This window comes from Streptomyces sp. NPDC030838, from assembly GCF_055572035.1.
The window spans coordinates 315,026-332,498 of the sequence record NZ_JBVIED010000001.1; the positions used below are offsets into that span (position 1 = coordinate 315,026).

The following is a 17,473-nucleotide window of genomic DNA, read 5'->3' on the forward strand; positions in this document are numbered from 1 at the left end:
CTTCCGCAATTCGTAAGGAGCAACCGAAACCATGGCGGTTTCCGTAACCCTTCCGGCGCTCGGCGAGAGCGTCACCGAGGGCACTGTCACCCGCTGGCTGAAGGCCGAGGGTGAGCGCGTCGAGGCCGACGAGCCGCTGCTCGAGGTCTCCACCGACAAGGTCGACACCGAGATCCCCGCTCCGGCCGCCGGTGTCCTGGCCTCCATCAAGGTCGCCGAGGACGAGACCGTCGAGGTCGGCGCCGAGCTGGCGATCATCGACGACGGCACGGGTGCGCCCGCCGCCGCCCCGGCTCCGGCCGCCGCCGAGGCTCCGGCCCCGGCCGCCGAGCCCGCCCCGGCCCCCGTGGCCGAGGCCCCGGCCGCCCCCGCCCCCGCTCCCGCCGCCGAGGCTCCGGCGGCTCCGGCCGGTGGCGCCGAGGGCACCGACGTGGTGCTGCCCGCGCTCGGTGAGTCCGTCACCGAGGGCACCGTCACCCGCTGGCTGAAGTCGGTCGGCGACACCGTCGAGGCCGACGAGCCGCTGCTCGAGGTCTCCACCGACAAGGTCGACACCGAGATCCCGGCGCCCGCCTCCGGCGTGCTCCTGGAGATCGTGGTCGGCGAGGACGAGACCGCCGAGGTCGGCGCCAAGCTGGCCGTCATCGGCGCACCGGGTGCCGCTCCGGCCGCCGCACCGGCCGCCCCGGCTCCGGCGCCCGCCGCCGCTGCCCCGGCTGCCCCGGCCGCCCCCGCGGCTCCGGCCGCCCCGGCCCCGGCTCCGGCTCCCGCCGCCCCGGCCGCGCCCGCCGCTCCGGCCCCGGCCCCGGCCCCCGCCGCCGCTGCCCCGGCCCCCGCGCCGGCCGCTCCGGCTCCGGTCGCCCCGGCCGCTCCGGCTCCGGTTCCGGCCGCCGCGCAGCCGACCGACGAGGGCGCCTACGTCACCCCGCTGGTGCGCAAGCTCGCCGCCGAGAACGGCGTCGACCTGGCCACCGTCAAGGGCACCGGCGTCGGCGGCCGTATCCGCAAGCAGGACGTCATCGCCGCCGCCGAGGCCGCGAAGGCCGCCGCCGCTGCCCCGGCCCCCGCCGCGGCCGCTCCGGCTGCCGCCGCCGCCAAGAAGGCGCCGGTCCTGGAGGTCTCCCCGCTGCGCGGCCAGACCGTCAAGATGCCTCGCATCCGCAAGGTCATCGGCGACAACATGGTCAAGGCGCTGCACGAGCAGGCCCAGCTGTCGTCGGTCGTCGAGGTCGACGTCACCAAGCTGATGCGGCTGCGCGCCAAGGCGAAGGACTCCTTCGCGGCCCGCGAGGGCGTCAAGCTCTCCCCGATGCCGTTCTTCGTCAAGGCCGCCGCGCAGGCGCTGAAGGCCCACCCGGTCATCAACGCCAAGATCAACGAGGCCGAGGGGACCATCACCTACTTCGACACCGAGAACATCGGTATCGCGGTGGACTCCGAGAAGGGCCTGATGACCCCGGTCATCAAGAACGCCGGTGACCTCAACATCGCCGGTATCGCCAAGGCCACGGCCGACCTGGCGGGCAAGGTCCGGGCCAGCAAGATCACCCCGGACGAGCTGTCCGGCGCGACCTTCACCATCTCCAACACCGGTTCGCGTGGCGCGCTCTTCGACACGATCATCGTGCCGCCGGGCCAGGTCGCGATCCTCGGCATCGGTGCCACGGTCAAGCGTCCGGCCGTCATCGAGACGGAGGAGGGCACGGTCATCGGCGTCCGCGACATGACCTACCTGACCCTCTCCTACGACCACCGCCTGGTCGACGGCGCCGACGCCGCCCGCTACCTGACGGCGGTCAAGGCCATCCTGGAGGCCGGCGAGTTCGAGATCGAGCTCGGCCTGTAACACGCCTGTCAGTCGCGGATAGATGCCCTCGCCTGGAAACTCCGGGCGAGGGCATCTCCTTAAGGGGCGCGGGGAACTGCGCGACCAGCCACACACAACCCGCACCCGCCAGACGTCGGACCAAACCGAGCTACCAGGCACCCCGCAACCAACGTGTAAGTCTCGTCTCACCTGGGCCAAAGCAGCCTCACGGGCCCCTCCAGCGAAGCGCCCCGGGCTTATTGTCTAAGCGTCAACGCGCCCTAAGGAGCCCTCATGACCGCCCCCGTCATCCACTCGCTGCGCGAACAGATCCGCGAGCACATCCTGGAAGGGATCATCAGCGGGCGCTGGCAGCCGGGCGAGCGGATCGTGGAGCGGCGTATCGCGACCGAACTGGAGGTCAGCCAGACCCCGGTCCGGGAGGCACTGCGCGAACTGGAGTCCCTGCGCCTGATCGAGTCCGCGCCGAACAAGGGCGTACGCGTGCGGAACCTGACGGCCGCGGACCTGGAGGAGAGCTACCCCGTCCGGGCCGGCCTGGAGGCCATCGCGGCCGAACTCGCGGCGGAGCGCCTCGCGGAGGACTGCTCCGCGCTGGAGCCGCACGTCACCGCCCTGTACGAGGCGGACCGCAACTCCGACGGCACGGCCCAGGTGCGGCACACGGTGGGCTTCCACCGGGAACTGGTCCGCGCGGCCGGCAACTCGGTGCTGCTGCACACCTGGGAAGGCCTCGGCATCGAGGTGTTCACCGCGCTGTCCATTCGCTGGCTGGGCACGGTCCAGCAGTCGTACGCCGAGGAGCACGAGGAGTTGCTCGCCGCCTTCCGCCGCCGCGATCCGCGGATCGCCGAGATCGTGAAGGCGCACGTCCTGGGGTGCGCACCTCGCGCGTGAGCCTGCGGGCAGGTGCCCGACACCTGCCCTAATGTGACCGGCATGTCCGAAACGCCGCACTGGTGGGTCCGCTACAAGGAGTCGCCGTTCCTGCCGGCGACGGTGCTGGTCCTGATCCTCGCCGCGGCGGCGGGCCTGTTCGCCTGGTCGTACACGTACGCGATGGCGAATCCGACGCCGCGCTCCGTGCCCGTGGCGGTGCTGGGCCAGTACGAACACGCCCGGGGCCGGGCCTTCCTGGACGGCATGGAGCGGGCGCTGAACGCCTCGGTGAAGGTGCACCCGTACGACCGGCCGACCGCGGCCCGGGCGGCGGTCGAGGAGCAGGAGATCTTCGGGATCCTCGACGTGCGCGAGGACGGCCGGGCCGTCACCCTCGACGTCTCGGGCGCGTCCGGCGCCTCGGTGGCCCAGGTGCTGTCGGACGCGGCGGTGAAGGTCGGCGAGAAGACCGGCGTGTCGGTCACCGTCCGGGACATCAAGCCGCTGCAGTCGGGCGATCCGCGCGGGCTGGCGATCTTCTACATCTCCCTCGCGGCCGTGATCATCGGCTTCGTCGGCTCGATCCAGCTGAGCGTGCACGCCCGGGCGCTCAACCCGCCGGAGCGCATCGCGTTCACGGCGACGTACGCGCTGCTGGGCGGGTTCGCGATCGCCGCCGCGGTGGACTGGCTGCTCAACGCCCTGGACCTGCCCTTCGCGGCGTCCTGGATGATCCTGGCGCTCACGATGTTCACCAGCGGCATGGTGTTCACGCTGTTCAACACGCTGATCGGCCGCTGGGCGATGCTGCCGACCTGGGGGCTGATGGTGCTGGTGGGCAACCCGTCCTCGGGCGGCGCGGTGTCCTGGCCGCTGCTGCCGTCCGCGCTGGGGGCGATCGGCCGCTGGCTGCCGCCCGGCGCCTCGGTCAACGCCCAGCACACGGTGGTGTACTTCCCCGGCCACCAGCACGCCTTTCCCTTCCTGGTGCTGGCCGGCTGGTCGCTGCTGTCCTGCGCGGTCTTCCTGAACTGGTCGCACCGCCATCCCGGCGGGCGCGAGCAGCGCTCTTGACACCCACGACCCCTGAATCCACCCCTCAATGTCCCCGAACACCAGAGCAAACCGCCGCTCAAACGCGCCCTCACCTGCAAAAACAAGGCCGCATCGCGTCACCCCGTGCCACCGCCGGAGGCACCCCGTGCCGACTTTCTCGGGATCGAGAGGTTTTCACCATCAACCCTTTGATCGATCATCGATCAGGGAGTTACAGTCGCCGACGGACTTCCACCGAAGTCCCAGCCCTGTCCTGCCAAAGACCAAGGGCACCCCCGAACCCTTACCGATGAGGGAACCCCCTTCGACTGAGGAAGGCGGCGACATGACCGACCCCAACGCCATCCAGCCGAGCGCGCTCGACCAGCTCCCCGACCGCGACCCCGAGGAGACCGCCGAATGGCAGGCCTCGCTGGACGCGGTCGCCAAGGCGGCCGGCCCGCACCGTGCCGCGTACCTGATGCGGCGCACGCTGGAGCGTGCCGAGGGCACCGGCATCGCGCTGCCGAAGCCCCTCGAGACCGACTACGTCAACACCATCCCCACCGCCGCCGAGCCCGCCGTGCCGGGTGACGAGGCGATGGAGGCCCGGATCACCGCCTGGAACCGCTGGAACGCGGCGGCCATGGTGACCCGCGGCTCGAAGTACGGCGTCGGCGGCCACATCGCCACCTTCGCGTCGGCGGCCTGGCTGTACGAGACCGGCTTCAACCACTTCTTCAAGGGCAAGGAGGCCGACGGTTCGGGCGACCAGCTCTACATCCAGGGCCACGCCTCCCCCGGCATCTACGCCCGCGCCTTCCTCGACGGCCGGCTGAACGAGGACCACCTCGACAACTTCCGCCGCGAGTCGGGCGGCAACGGCCTGCCGTCGTACCCGCACCCGCGTCGCCTCCCCTGGCTGTGGGAGTTCCCGACCGTCTCCATGGGCCTCGGCCCGCTCTCCGCGATCTACCAGGCGCGGTTCAACCGCTACCTGACCAACCGCGGCATCAAGGACGTCTCCGCCTCCCACGTGTGGGCCTTCCTCGGCGACGGCGAGATGGACGAGCCGGAGTCGACGGCGGCGCTCGCGCTGGCCGCGCGTGAGGAGCTGGACAACCTCACCTTCGTCATCAACTGCAACCTGCAGCGCCTCGACGGCCCGGTCCGCGCCAACTTCAAGATCGTGCAGGAGCTGGAGGCCCAGTTCCGCGGCGCCGGCTGGAACGTGATCAAGACGCTGTGGGGTTCGGCGTGGGACGAGCTGTTCCAGCTCGACACCACCGGCGCGCTCGTACGCCGACTGCGCGAGGTACCGGACGCGCAGATCCAGACCTACCAGACCCGCGACGCCGCCTACATCCGCCAGGACTTCTTCGGCAAGGACCCGGCGCTCGTCGAGATGGCGAAGCTGATCGGCGACGACAAGATCATCGAGTGCTTCCACTTCTCGCGCGGCGGTCACGAGTCCCGCAAGGTCTTCGCCGCCTACAAGGCCGCCGTCGAGCACAAGGGCGCTCCGACGGTGATCCTGGCGCAGACGGTCAAGGGCCACACCCTCGGTGAGGGCTTCGCGTCGAAGAACGCCAACCACCAGATGAAGAAGCTCTCGGTGGACGAGTTCAAGACGATGCGCGACCTGCTCGACCTGCCGATCAAGGACAGCGACTTCGTCGACGGCGTGGTCCCCTACGGCCACCCGGGCGCCGACTCCCCCGAGGTCCGCTACCTCCAGGAGCGCCGCGCCGCCCTCGGCGGTCCCGCCCCGGCCCGCCGCGTCCACCCGGTCGCCCCGCTGCCCGCGCCCGCCGAGAAGGCCTTCGCCTCCTTCGACAAGGGCTCCGGCTCGCAGAACGTGGCGACGACCATGGCGTTCGTCCGCCTGGTCAAGGACCTGGTCCGCGACAAGGAGACCGGCAAGCGCTGGGTGCCGATCGTGCCGGACGAGGCCCGTACCTTCGGTATGGAGAGCCTCTTCCCCTCCCTCGGCATCTACTCGCCGAAGGGCCAGACGTACGAGCCGGTCGACCGCGACCAGCTGATGTACTACAAGGAGGCCAAGAACGGCCAGATCCTCAACGAGGGGATCACCGAGGCCGGCTCGATGGCCGACTTCATCGCCGCTTCGACGTCGTACGCGACGCACGGCGAGGCGATGATCCCGTTCTACATCTTCTACTCGATGTTCGGCTGGCAGCGGACCGCCGACCAGATGTGGCAGCTCGGCGACCAGCTCGGCCGCGGCTTCCTCATCGGCGCCACCGCCGGCCGCACGACGCTGACCGGTGAGGGCCTGCAGCACGCCGACGGCCACTCGCCGGTGATCGCGGCCACCAACCCGGCCGCCCTCACCTACGACCCGGCGTTCGCGTACGAGATCGCCGTGATCGTCAAGGACGGTCTGCGCCGGATGTACGGCGAGGCCGCCCCGGGCGAGGACCCGAACGTCTTCTACTACCTGACCGTCTACAACGAGCCGCTGCCGCAGCCCGCGAAGCCGCAGGGCCTCGGCATCGACGAGGGCATCGTCAAGGGCCTGTACCGCTTCAACACGGCGGAGTCGGCGGGCGTGGACGTGGCGGCGAACGCCCCGCGCATCCAGCTGCTGGGCTCCGGTACGGCGATCCACTGGGCCCTGGAGGCGCAGAAGCTGCTCGCCGAGGAGTGGGGCGTGGCGGCGGACGTCTGGTCCGCCACCTCCTGGTCGGAACTCCGCCGGGACGCGCTGGAGGCCGACGCGGCGCTGCTGCGCGGCGAGGAGCGGGTGCCGTACGTCCGCCAGGCGCTGCAGGGCGCCGAGGGCCCGGTGCTGGCGGTCTCCGACTACATGCGCCAGGTCCCGGACCAGATCGCGCAGTGGGTGGAGCAGGACTACTCCTCGCTGGGTGCGGACGGCTTCGGCCTCTCCGACACCCGTGAGGCCGCCCGCCGCCACTTCGGCGTCGACGCCCAGTCGATCGTCGTCGCCGCCCTGGCCCAGCTCGCCAAGCGCGGCGAGGTCAAGGCGACGGCCGTGAAGGAGGCGCGCGAGCGCTACGGCCTGTAAGAACCGGTCGTTCCAGGAGGCCCCCGCCGCGGCGGGGGCCTCCTGCATGATGTCCGCATGCGTGCTGCCCGGCTGATCAAGATGGTGCTGCTGCTCCAGTCCCGCCCCTCCATGACCGCCGCCGAGCTGGCCCGGGAGCTGGAGGTGTCCGAGCGGACGATCACCCGGGACGCGCAGGCCCTGTCGGAGGCGGGCGTCCCCGTCTACGCCGACCGGGGGCGGGCCGGCGGCTACCGGCTGATCGGCGGGTACCGGACCCGGCTGACCGGGCTGCACCGCGGCGAGGCCGAGGCGCTGTTCCTGTCCGGGGTGCCGGGGGCGCTGCGCGAGATGGGGCTGGAGGACGCCGCGTCGGCGGCCCGGCTGAAGGTGTCGGCGGCGCTGCTGCCGTCCCTGCGGGACGCCCCGCGCGCGGCGGCGCAGCGGTTCCATCTGGACGCGCCGGGCTGGTTCAAGGAGCTGCGCACTCCCCCGCTGCTGCCCGCGGTGGCCGACGCGGTGTGGGACGACCGGCGGATCACCGCCCGTTACCGGCGCGGGGATGCGGAGGTCGAGCGGGAGCTGGAGCCGTACGGGCTCGTGCTGAAGGCCGGTGTCTGGTACCTGTGCGCGCGGGTCGCCGACGCGGGGTCCTTCCGGACGTACCGCATCGACCGCTTCACCGCCGTCGAGCCCGGCGAGGACCGCTTCGTCCGCGACGAGGAGTTCGACCTGCCCGCGTTCTGGGAGGAGCAGGCCGAGCGGTTCGCGCGCTCGCTGCTGCGCGCCGAGGTCGTCGTGCGGCTCTCCGCGCAGGGCGCGCGCCGACTGCCGTACGCCGTCGATCCGCTCTCCGCACGGGACGCCCTGGCCACGGCGGGCGAGCCGGACGCGCGCGGCTGGGTCACCGTCACCCTGCGCGTGGAGTCCGAGGAGGTCGCGCACACCCAGCTCACCGCCCTCGGCCCGGAGGCCGAGGTGCTGTCCCCGCCGTCGCTGCGGGACCTGCTCGCCGCCGACGCCCGACGGCTGGCGGAGCTGTACGACAGGCTCTGAGAGCCACTCCGGGTGCGTCCGTCTCGCGCAGGGACGATGCTGGAGCGGTGATGGACGAGACGGAGTTCTGGGAGCTCGTGGACAGCACCCGCGAGGCCGCGGAGGGCGACCCGGAGGAGCAGGCCGATCTGCTGGTGGACCGGCTGCTCCAGCTGGACCCGGAGGAGGTGCTCGACTTCGCCCGTCACTTCGAGGCCCGCTACAACCGCGCCTACCGCTGGGACCTCTGGGGCGCCGCCTGGGTGCTGCTCGACGGGGCCAGCGACGACGCCTTCGACTTCTTCCGCTGCTGGCTGATCGGCCAGGGCCGGGAGGTGTTCGAGGGCGCCCTGCACGACCCGGACTCCCTGGCCGATCTCCTGGACGACTTCGACGAGGAGATCGACGGCGACGGCGAGGAGCTGGGCTACGCGGCCGACGAGGCGTACGAGCAGCTGACCGGCACCGTCGCCCCGGACCTCGGCATCCCGCCCGCCCCGGCGGAACCGGAGGGCACCCCGGTCGACTTCGAGAACGAGGGGGTGCTCGCCGAGCGCTATCCCCGGCTCTGGTACCGGTTCCGGGAGTGACCCGGGACGGCTGTCACGGTCCCCGCCTCCGGAGCGCCGGTACGCCCGACCGCAGGGCGGCGACATCCGTGCGCCCCTCGTTGGTGTTCCGCTCCGCCCGCGGGCCGCGGCCCTGGAGCCGGGCGGCCAGGTCGCGGATCTCCGGCAGCCGGGCGGTGAGGGCGGCGCCGGGGCAGCTGGTCATGAAGCCGTCGTTGTGGCCGGCGAGGGCGGGCAGGCTGGCGAGGGTGCCGGCGGCGTAGCGGCTGCCGCTGTTGCTGGAGACGAGGCGGACCCGCGACCGCGGGTCGGTGCCCGACAGACCGAGCTTCCAGGCGGCCAGCGCGGCGATCGCGTCGGTCATCGCGCGCGGCACCTCGACGCCCGCGGTGAAGGTGCCGATGGCGGCGATGCCGGCGGTGCGGTGGTTGAAGCCCTGGGTGTGGGCGCCGGTGACGGCGCGGGCGACGCCGCCCGCGCGGCCCTCGTAGATGACGCCGCAGCGGTCGACGAGGAAGTTGTAGCCGATGTCGTCCCAGTGCCGGGTGCTGGTCTGACCCGCGTGCAGGTAGCGGATGATGCGGGGCGTCTCGGCGCAGTCGTAGGCGTTGGGCGAGTCGGTGTGGTGCACGAAGACCGCGACGACCTTGTCGTCGTACCGCGCGGGCGGCTGCTTCGGGCGGGTTCCCTCCAGCCAGGCCGCGCGGGGCACGATGGGCGGCCGGGGCGCGGTGTGGGCGGCCGCCGGGCGCAGGACCGCCGGGCGGCGCTGGGCGTGGGCGTCGGCGGCCCGGTCGACGCCGCTCGCGCACAGCGCCAGCGCCACGGCGGCGGAGATCCCGGGGAGCGCGCCCAGCGCCGCGCGGGCCGGGCCGGGCATGCGCACGGCGCGCCGACGGGCCCGCCGTGTCCTTCGGGCGCTTCGGAAGACACGCATGATCCCACTGTCCGCAAGATCCCCGCCGCCCGCGATGTGTGCTGTGCCACCTGGTGGAACCATCGTCCCGGTCCGCGACGTTTCCCCCAGGTACACGCCCCGTGGCCGGTTCGACGGCGGCGGCCGCGCGTGCGGCTGATCACTGGGCCCGTCCCCCGCGTATAGGGGTCCGAGAGAAAGGCGGCTTGGTGGACCTCCTCGACATCCTTCTGCTGCTGGCGATCCTGCTCTACGCCGGCTCCGGCTACCGGCGCGGGCTGGTGGCCGGCTGCGTCTCGCTGGCCGGGTTCGTGGGCGGTGCGGCGCTCGGCGTGTGGGCACTGCCCTGGGTGATGGACCTGGTGACGCCGGGCGGTACGGCGGCCACGGTCACCGCGGTGTGCACGGTGCTGGTCCCGGCCGCGGTGGGCCATGAGCTGGCCGGGCGGCTGGCGCTGCGGCTGCGGCGGGAGCTGGCCCGGGGGCCGCTCAGAGTGGCCGACGGGGTCGGCGGGGCGGTGGCGAACGCGGCGGCCGTGCTGATCGTGGCGTGGGTGGCGGCGAGCGTCCTGGCGGCGTCCTCGTCCACCCTGCTGTCGGGGGCGATCCGCGACTCGCGGGTGCTGGGGGCGGTGCAGCAGGCGATGCCGGACACCACGCCCGCCTGGTTCTCGCGGGCCACCTCGGCGCTCACCGAGGCGGGCTTCCCGCAGGTCTTCAACCCGTTCGAGAACGAGTCGACGGCCGAGGTCGCGCGGCCTTCCGGGGACAGCGTCACGGTGGCCGCCACGACCGCCGCCCAGCGCAGCACGGTGAAGGTGGAGGGCATCGCGGGCACCCAGGGCCGCGAGGGCAGCGGGTTCGTGTACGCGGCGGAGCGGGTGATGACCAACGCGCACGTGGTGGCGGGCATCGACGAGCCGACCGTGCGGGTGGGCGGTATCGGCCCGGCGTACGAGGCCACCGTGGTGCTGTTCGACCCGGAGAAGGACGTGGCCGTGCTCCGGGTGCCCGGTCTGCGTGCCCCCGTGCTGCGTTTCGACGACGACGCGGCGCGCGGCGACGCGGCGGTGGTCGCCGGGTATCCGCAGGACGGCGGCCTGGACCTGCAAGGGGCGACGGTCGCGAACCGGGTGCGGGCGACGGGCCAGAACATCTACAACGACGACACGGTCACCCGGGAGATCTACTCGATCCGCTCCACCGTGCGCCCCGGCAACTCCGGCGGCCCGCTGCTGACCACCGAGGGCCGGGTGTACGGGGTGGTGTTCGCCCGGTCCACCTCCGACGCCGAGACGGGGTACGTCCTGACGGCGGCGGAGGTCGCCGGCGACGCCGAGCGGGCGGCGCGGGCGACGGCACCGGTGGACACGGGCGACCTGGTCACCTCGTAGTGGCAGGACAGCGGTCAGGTCAGCTTTTGCCCCATGAGGATGTCGTCGACGTAGCTGCCGTCCAGGCAGAACTCCTCCGGCTGCACGCCCTCGACGACGAAGCCCTCCGACTCGTACAGGGCGCGGGCGCGGGTGTTGTGCCCGAGCACGCGCAGCGTGATCCGGCGGAAGCCGTTGCGGCGGGCCTCGTCGACGGCGGCGCGCACCAGGGCGCGCCCGACGCCCTTGCCGCGGGCCTCCTCGGCGACGGCGAGGCCGCGGATCTGCCGGACGTGGGCGTTGGAGGGGAGCGGCGTGGGGAAGCCGAGGCGGACATAGCCGACGACACGGCCGTCGAGCTCGGCGACCAGGTGGTCCTCGGGGCGGGCGGTGTCGCGGAAGAAGGGCTCGTCCGGTGCGGGCGGTCCGGTGACCGCGTGCACGTACGACCAGGTCGTGCGGTCCAGATGGCGCAGGGGCTCCTCGTCCTCGGGACGGGCGGTGCGTATGGACGGTTCAGGCATGCCGGTCACCCTACGGGGGGAAGGCGCGTACCCTCACCGGGGTTTTACGGGCTCGCGGGACAGGATGAGGTCATGCGGCGTTCACGAATCGCGGTGTCGGGCGCGTCCGGTCTCATCGGCGGCGCCCTGGTGCGTTCCCTGGTCGCGGACGGACACGACGTGGTGCGGCTGGTGCGCCGCATGCCCCGGTCCCCGCACGAGGCGCGTTGGGAGCCCGAGCGGCGGCACGTGGACCCGGCGGTGCTCGCCGGGTGCGACGCCGTGGTGAACCTGGCGGGCGCGGGGGTGGGCGACCGCCGCTGGACCGAGGCGTACAAGGCGCGCATCCGCGCCAGCCGGGTGGACGGCACGGCGACCCTGGCCCGGGCCGTCGCCGCGCTGGACCGGCCGCCGCGGGTCTTTCTCAACGGCAGCGCCGTCGGCATCTACGGCGACACCGGCGACCGCGTCGTGGACGAGGACGCCCCGCCCGGGCGGGGCTTCCTGCCGGAGCTGTGCGTGGAGTGGGAGGCCGCCGCGGCACCGGCCGAGGCGGCGGGGGTCCGTACGGTGTTCGCCCGCACGGGCCTGGTGGTGGCGCGCGAGGGCGGGGCCTGGGGCAGGCTGTTCCCCCTCTTCAAGGCCGGGCTCGGGGGTCCGCTCGGCGGCGGGCGCCAGTACTGGTCGTACATCGCGCTGCACGACGAGGTCGCGGCGCTGCGCCATCTGCTGGAGCGCGAGGATCTGTCCGGGCCGTTCAACCTGACCGCGCCGGAGCCGCTGACGAACCGTGAGATCAGCGCGGCGATGGGCCGGGTGCTGCACCGGCCGGCGGTGTTCGCGGTGCCCGCTCCCGTGCTGCGGGTGGTGCTGGGCGAGATGGCGGCGGATGTGCTGGGCAGTCAGCGGGCGGTGCCCAAGCGGCTGTTGGAGTCCGGGTTCCGGTTCGCGTTCCCCGGGATCGAGGAGGCGATCCGGGCGGCGCTGTGAACGCGTCCGGCGAAACGGGGCGGCCCGACCGTATGCGACCGCCGTGCGACCGTGCCCTGTCGATGCGCGACTGCCCCTGACCGATCACGGCCCTAACCTCGACGCGAACTCGGGTATCCCCGGAGCCGGTTGGGGGCATGAGGTCTCCACCGGCCGCGCAACCTCGAGGAGGGGCACGTGCTTGAGCCCGCGTTTCAGGCCGACGTCGTGGTGGTGGGAGCCGGGGTCGCCGGTCTCTCCGCGGCGCTTCGGCTGGCCCATGCAGGAGTGACGACGACGGTCCTGGAGGCCGGCCCCTGTGTGGGCGGGCGAATGTCGACGGAGAAGGTGGACGGTTTCCGCCTCGACCGTGTCGGACAGCTGCTGTTCACGTCGTATCCGGAACTACGGCTGACCCCGGGACTGGACACGCTCGCGCTGCGCCTGTTCGCCCCCGGGGTCCTGCTGCACAGCGACGGCCGCCGGCACCGGGCGGGCGCCCCGGTGAACGGACGGAGCGCGAGGGGCGCACTCAACGCGGTGCGCGCCCTCGCGAGCGCCCCCCGGGCGACGCCGGGGCGCGGCCGAGGGGGCACCGTGCCGCCGCCCCGGAACCGGTCGACGGCCCCGGTGGGCGGCGCCGTCGACCAGGCCCGGCTGGGCAGCGCGCTCGCCCGGCTCGCGGGCACCCCCCTGGAACGCCTGCTGACCCGCCCGGAGCTGCCCGCCGGGCAGGCGCTGGCCGCCCGGGGCCTGCCCTCCCGCACCGTCGACGGCTTCCTGCGCCCCCTGCTCGCCGCACTGCTGTGCGACCCGGAGCTGACCACCTCCAGCCGGTGCGCGGACCTCGCGCTGCGGGCGTTCGCCGCCGGGCGGATGGCCGTGCCGGAGGGCGGGGCCGAGGTGCTGCCGGAGCTGCTGGCGCGGGCGCTGCCGCCGGGGAGCGTGCACACCGGGGTGCGGGTCACCTCGGTCTCCACCACCTCGGTGACCACCGCCGAGCACGGGGAGTTCCGCTGCCGGGCGGTGCTGCTGGCCACCGACGCGCGCACCGCCGCCGAGCTGCTGCCGGGGCTCCGGGTCCCGGACTTCCATCCGGTGACCGTCGTCCACCACACCACCGACGAGCCGCCTGCGACCGGCGCGGCGCTGCTGCTGGACGCCGACCGGGGCGGGCCGGTGGCCCACACGGCGGTGGTCAGCGCGGTGGACCCGAGCCGGGCGCCCGCGGGACGGGCGCTGATCTCCTCGACGGTTCTGGGCAGCCCGCCGGACGACGTCGACACCGCCGTGCGAACCCACCTTTCGCGGTTGTACGGCACCTCGACCATGCGCTGGGAGACGCTGGCCGTCCACCACACCCCCGAGGCGGTCCCGGCCATGCGCCCGCCCCACGACCTACGGCGCCCGGTACGCCTCCTCGCCGGCCTCTACGTCTGCGGCGACCACCGCGACTCCAGCACCGTCCAGGGCGCCCTCCACTCGGGCCACCGCGCCTCGGCGGCCATCCTGGCGGACCTGGCCGCGACGGGCCCGATGCACAGGGCGGACCCGGCCCCAACAGCTCGAGCGGCCTGAGCCGAGAAGGGGCGCGGGGAACTGCGCGACCAGCCCCCACGAACCCGCACCCGGCACACAGCAGTCGGAGTTACGGCGCTACCCCAACACCGCCACCTTGTCCCGATACGACCGCACAGGAGCCGCATCCTTGTACGGCTCCAACCGCCGCTCGAAGTCCCTGACGTACTCCACCGCCCGCACCGACCGCATCTCCGCCGCCTGCCCCGCCGCCTCAGCGGCCAGCGCGCACGCCTGGTCGAGCTCCCCGAGACCGAGGCGGGCGGTGGCGAGGACGACCCGGCAGAACAGCCGGCTGCGGGCGTACGCGGGGGAGCGCAACTGCAAGGAGCGCTCCGCATGCTGCGCGGCCGCCCGGAACTGCTGCAGATCCCGGTGGCAGTGCCCGAACTCGTCGGCGAGCTGCGCCTCGTCGAAGAAGCGTGCCCAGTGCGGCACGTCGTCGCCGGGCCGGGCGGCCTCCAGGGCGCGCTCGGCGCGGACCAGCGAGGCGGTGCAGGCCCGCACCTCGCCCAGGACGCCGTGCCCGCGCGCCTCGGCGGCGTGCAGCAGCGCCTGCACGACGGGCGGCGCCGAGCTGCCCACCCCCTGCTGGGCCACCCGCGCCAGCTGGACGGCCTCCCGCCCGTGCCCGAGATAGACGGCCTGGCGGCTCATGGTGACCAGCACGTACGAGCCGTACGCCCGGTCCCCGGCCGCCTGGGACAGCCGCAGGGCCTGCACGAAGTAGCGCTGGGCGAGACCGTGCGCGGCGATGTCGTACGACGTCCAGCCCGCGAGCCGGGTGAGGTCCGCGGCGGCGGCGAACAGCCGGCGCCCGGTCTGCTCGCCGTAGGTGCCGCGGAGCATCGGCTCGCACTCGTGCTCCAGATAGCGCACGAGGGCCTGCCGGGCGTGGCCGCCGCCGTAGGCGTCGTCCAGGGTGCGGAACAGCTCGCCGACCGAGCGCAGCGCGGCGATGTCGCCGCCGGTGACCCGGTGGCCGGGTCCGCGGTCGACCGCGCGCTGCCGGGGCACCGCGGGGCGGCCCTGGCTGGGCACCCGGGGCGGTTCCGTGCCGCGGGCGACCTTCTCGTCGGCGCGGCCGATCAGCCAGTCCCGGCTGGGCACCACGAGCCCCGCCGGAGTGAACGCGATCTTGCGCAGTTCGGCGTGGCTGCCGGAGTCCTTGCGCCACAGGCCGCTGACGATGTCGACGGCCTCCTCGGGGCCGGCCGCGAACTCCAGCCCCGCGTAGACCGGGGCGCAGGCGTCCAGGCCCAGGTCCTGGGCGGTGAGCCGGCGGCCGAGGCGGCGGGTGAACACCTCGGCGATGAGCGCGGGAGTGGTCCCTCTGGGCTGCTGGCCGCGCAGCCAGCGGGTGACGGATGTCTTGTCGTATCTGAGATCGAGCCCGTGCTCGAGGCCGAGCTGGTCCACGCGACGGGCCAGACCTGCGTTGGAGAACCCCGCTTCTGCGATGAGCGCGGCGAGCTGTCGGTTGGGGGTGCGCTGCGCGGGTCGTTCCGTCATCTGCGGTGCGATCTCCTGCCTCCGGGCTTCCGAATTGCCCGGACTGCCTGTGAGCAGCCCTTATGGCCTTGTGAACGGCGCGAATGTAGCGGAGAGTAAGCACCCGATCGCACACTTCGACGCTCATTCATCCGATCGTGTGAGGATTGCCCCCGAGGCTGACGTGCGGCCGACGGTCGTACAGTGACGTAGGCGCGTTTCACGCCTTACGACCTTCGAGGGAGGGGCTTGCCGTGAGTGAGTTGCGGTTCGTCCGTATGGGATTCGGTGCCGAGGCCGTCGACTACCAGGAGGCCTGGGACGAGCAGCGCCGGGTGCACGCCGCGCGCTTCGAGGACCGGGTCCCGGACACCGTGCTGCTGCTGGAGCACCCCCCGGTCTACACGGCCGGCCGGCGCACCGAGCCCAGCGAGCGCCCCCTCGACGGCACCCCGGTCATCGACGTGGACCGCGGCGGCAAGATCACCTGGCACGGCCCGGGCCAGATCGTGGGCTACCCGATCCAGAAGCTGCCCCGCCCGGTGGACGTCGTCGCGCACGTACGGCGCCTGGAGGAGGCGCTGATCCGCACATGCGCGGAGTTCGGCCTGGAGACCACCCGGGTGGAGGGCCGCAGTGGCGTGTGGGTCCTCGGCGACCCCGTCGAGGCGCGCCCGGCGCTCGGCGGGCTCTCCCTGGACTTCGACCCGCGGCTGACCGACGACGAGTTCGACCCCCGGCTCAACGGCCCGGAGTACGCGCCGTCCAACGCCGGCCAGCGCCGCGAGGACCGCAAGATCGCGGCGATCGGCATCCGGGTCGCCAAGGGCGTCACCATGCACGGCTTCTCGTTCAACGTGAACCCGGACAACGCCTGGTTCGACCGGATCATCCCGTGCGGCATCCGGGACGCGGGCGTCACCTCGCTCGCCAACGAGCTGGGCCGGGACATCACGATCGACGAGGTGCTGCCGGTGGTCGAGCGGCATCTGCGGGACGTGCTGGAGAACGCGGAGCTGAAGCCGCGGGTGATCGAGAAGACGCCGGCATAGGGAATGCGCCCCGCTGCGCGCGGGTTGGCCCGGTCGGAGGGCCATCAAATCAACGGGCGTACCCTAGAGTGCGCCGAAGAATCAACGCTAGGGAGCCGGTCGTGTCCGCAGTCGCACCCGACGGACGCAAGATGCTGCGCCTGGAGGTCCGGAACAGCCAGACCCCCATCGAGCGCAAGCCCGAGTGGATCAAGACCCGGGCGAAAATGGGTCCCGAGTACTCGAAGATGCAGAACCTCGTGAAGAGCGAGGGCCTGCACACGGTCTGCCAGGAAGCCGGCTGTCCCAACATCTACGAGTGCTGGGAGGACCGCGAGGCCACCTTCCTCATCGGTGGCGACCAGTGCACCCGGCGCTGTGACTTCTGCCAGATCGACACCGGCAAGCCCGAGGCCCTGGACCGGGACGAGCCCCGCCGGGTCGGCGAGTCCGTGGTCACCATGGACCTGAACTACGCCACCATCACCGGCGTCGCCCGCGACGACCTGGAGGACGGCGGCGCCTGGCTGTACGCCGAGACCGTGCGCCAGATCCACGCGCAGACCGCCGGCCGCGAGGGCGGCCGGACCAAGGTCGAGCTGCTGGCCCCCGACTTCAACGCGATCCCCGAGCAGCTCGACGAGGTCTTCTCCTCCCGCCCCGAGGTCTTCGCGCACAACGTCGAGACGGTCCCCCGGATCTTCAAGCGGATCCGCCCCGGCTTCCGCTACGAGCGCTCCCTGAAGGTCATCACCGCCGCGCGCGACTACGGCCTGGTGACCAAGTCGAACCTGATCCTCGGCATGGGCGAGACCCGCGAGGAGGTCAGCGAGGCGCTCAAGCAGCTGCACGACGCGGGCTGCGAGCTGGTGACCATCACCCAGTACCTGCGCCCGTCGGTGCGCCACCACCCGGTGGAGCGCTGGGTGAAGCCGCACGAGTTCGTGGAGCTGAAGGAGGAGGCCGAGCAGATCGGCTTCTCCGGTGTGATGTCCGGTCCGCTGGTCCGCTCCTCCTACCGCGCCGGCCGCCTGTACCAGATGGCCATCGAGAAGCGCGGTACGTACGTCGCCGCCCAGGCCGTGTGAATTCGCGCACAAGACCTTACCGGCAAGTAATCACCGGTTCGTCGCGGCCCCGACCGTCCTCCCCCACCCAGGACCCCCCTGGGGGGGCACACGGCTTTTCTCACAGGAAACCCCCCGTCACCCCCTGTGATCCGGGCTTTCTTTCTTTTT

At 72.9% G+C, this 17,473-nt stretch carries 14 protein-coding genes; 11 read left to right on the plus strand and 3 right to left on the minus strand.

Translation table 11 applies throughout. The features are described from left to right. The first annotated feature begins 31 nt into the window (after positions 1–31). The 6 genes from sucB (at position 32) to ACZ42A_RS01425 (ending at position 8,395) form a co-directional block, all read left to right on the plus strand. Positions 32–1,846 carry a 2-oxoglutarate dehydrogenase, E2 component, dihydrolipoamide succinyltransferase gene (gene sucB, locus ACZ42A_RS01400; RefSeq protein ID WP_468525065.1) on the plus strand — a complete coding sequence of 605 codons (1,815 nt, stop codon included), beginning with the start codon at positions 32–34 and terminating at the stop codon, positions 1,844–1,846. 255 nt (positions 1,847–2,101) lie between these two features. Continuing rightward, a complete protein-coding gene (locus ACZ42A_RS01405) occupies positions 2,102–2,725 on the plus strand; it encodes a GntR family transcriptional regulator (RefSeq protein WP_468525066.1) in 624 nt (207 codons plus the stop codon). Between the two features lie 42 nt (positions 2,726–2,767). Then, positions 2,768–3,781 (plus strand): ABC transporter permease, encoded by a 1,014-nt coding sequence (locus ACZ42A_RS01410; protein ID WP_468525067.1) that lies wholly within the window; start codon positions 2,768–2,770, stop codon positions 3,779–3,781. A 307-nt stretch (positions 3,782–4,088) separates the two neighbouring features. Then, positions 4,089–6,791 carry a pyruvate dehydrogenase (acetyl-transferring), homodimeric type gene (gene aceE / locus ACZ42A_RS01415; protein WP_468525068.1) on the plus strand — a complete coding sequence of 901 codons (2,703 nt, stop codon included), beginning with the start codon at positions 4,089–4,091 and terminating at the stop codon, positions 6,789–6,791. Between the two features lie 57 nt (positions 6,792–6,848). Then, on the plus strand, positions 6,849–7,826 hold the full coding sequence (locus ACZ42A_RS01420) for a helix-turn-helix transcriptional regulator (RefSeq protein WP_468525069.1): 978 nt from the start codon (positions 6,849–6,851) through the stop codon (positions 7,824–7,826). A 50-nt stretch (positions 7,827–7,876) separates the two neighbouring features. Next, positions 7,877–8,395: a DUF4240 domain-containing protein gene (locus ACZ42A_RS01425; RefSeq protein WP_468525070.1), complete on the plus strand. Its 519-nt coding sequence runs from the start codon at positions 7,877–7,879 to the stop codon at positions 8,393–8,395. 13 nt (positions 8,396–8,408) lie between these two features. Here ACZ42A_RS01425 and ACZ42A_RS01430 read toward each other — a convergent pair whose 3' ends face one another. Continuing rightward, on the minus strand, positions 8,409–9,254 hold the full coding sequence (locus tag ACZ42A_RS01430; RefSeq protein ID WP_468526106.1) for a peptidoglycan recognition protein family protein: 846 nt from the start codon (positions 9,252–9,254) through the stop codon (positions 8,409–8,411). Between the two features lie 245 nt (positions 9,255–9,499). Between ACZ42A_RS01430 and ACZ42A_RS01435 the strand changes: the two genes are divergently transcribed. Continuing rightward, the gene (locus ACZ42A_RS01435) at positions 9,500–10,684 is read left to right on the plus strand and encodes a MarP family serine protease (protein WP_468525071.1); all 1,185 of its coding nucleotides are present in this window, start codon (positions 9,500–9,502) and stop codon (positions 10,682–10,684) included. 14 nt (positions 10,685–10,698) lie between these two features. On the opposite strand, the gene ACZ42A_RS01440 is transcribed toward ACZ42A_RS01435, so the two are convergent. Continuing rightward, positions 10,699–11,187: a GNAT family N-acetyltransferase gene (locus ACZ42A_RS01440; RefSeq protein WP_468525072.1), complete on the minus strand. Its 489-nt coding sequence runs from the start codon at positions 11,185–11,187 to the stop codon at positions 10,699–10,701. A gap of 72 nt (positions 11,188–11,259) precedes the next feature. Here ACZ42A_RS01440 and ACZ42A_RS01445 point away from each other — a divergent pair, with 72 nt between their 5' ends. Together ACZ42A_RS01445 and ACZ42A_RS01450 are read left to right on the plus strand one after the other, a co-directional pair. Continuing rightward, complete coding sequence (locus tag ACZ42A_RS01445; RefSeq protein ID WP_468525073.1) at positions 11,260–12,156, plus strand: TIGR01777 family oxidoreductase; 897 nt, start codon at positions 11,260–11,262, stop codon at positions 12,154–12,156. 177 nt (positions 12,157–12,333) lie between these two features. Beyond that, positions 12,334–13,713 carry an NAD(P)/FAD-dependent oxidoreductase gene (locus ACZ42A_RS01450; RefSeq protein ID WP_468525074.1) on the plus strand — a complete coding sequence of 460 codons (1,380 nt, stop codon included), beginning with the start codon at positions 12,334–12,336 and terminating at the stop codon, positions 13,711–13,713. Positions 13,714–13,791: 78 nt separating this feature from the next. Here ACZ42A_RS01450 and ACZ42A_RS01455 read toward each other — a convergent pair whose 3' ends face one another. After that, the gene (locus ACZ42A_RS01455) at positions 13,792–15,225 is read right to left on the minus strand and encodes a regulator (protein WP_468525075.1); all 1,434 of its coding nucleotides are present in this window, start codon (positions 15,223–15,225) and stop codon (positions 13,792–13,794) included. Between the two features lie 233 nt (positions 15,226–15,458). Here ACZ42A_RS01455 and lipB point away from each other — a divergent pair, with 233 nt between their 5' ends. Next, positions 15,459–16,256 (plus strand): lipoyl(octanoyl) transferase LipB, encoded by a 798-nt coding sequence (lipB, locus tag ACZ42A_RS01460; RefSeq protein ID WP_468525076.1) that lies wholly within the window; start codon positions 15,459–15,461, stop codon positions 16,254–16,256. A gap of 101 nt (positions 16,257–16,357) precedes the next feature. Next, positions 16,358–17,323, plus strand: a complete 966-nt coding sequence (lipA, locus tag ACZ42A_RS01465; RefSeq protein ID WP_468525077.1) for a lipoyl synthase — start codon at positions 16,358–16,360, stop codon at positions 17,321–17,323. Positions 17,324–17,473 lie beyond the last annotated feature (150 nt).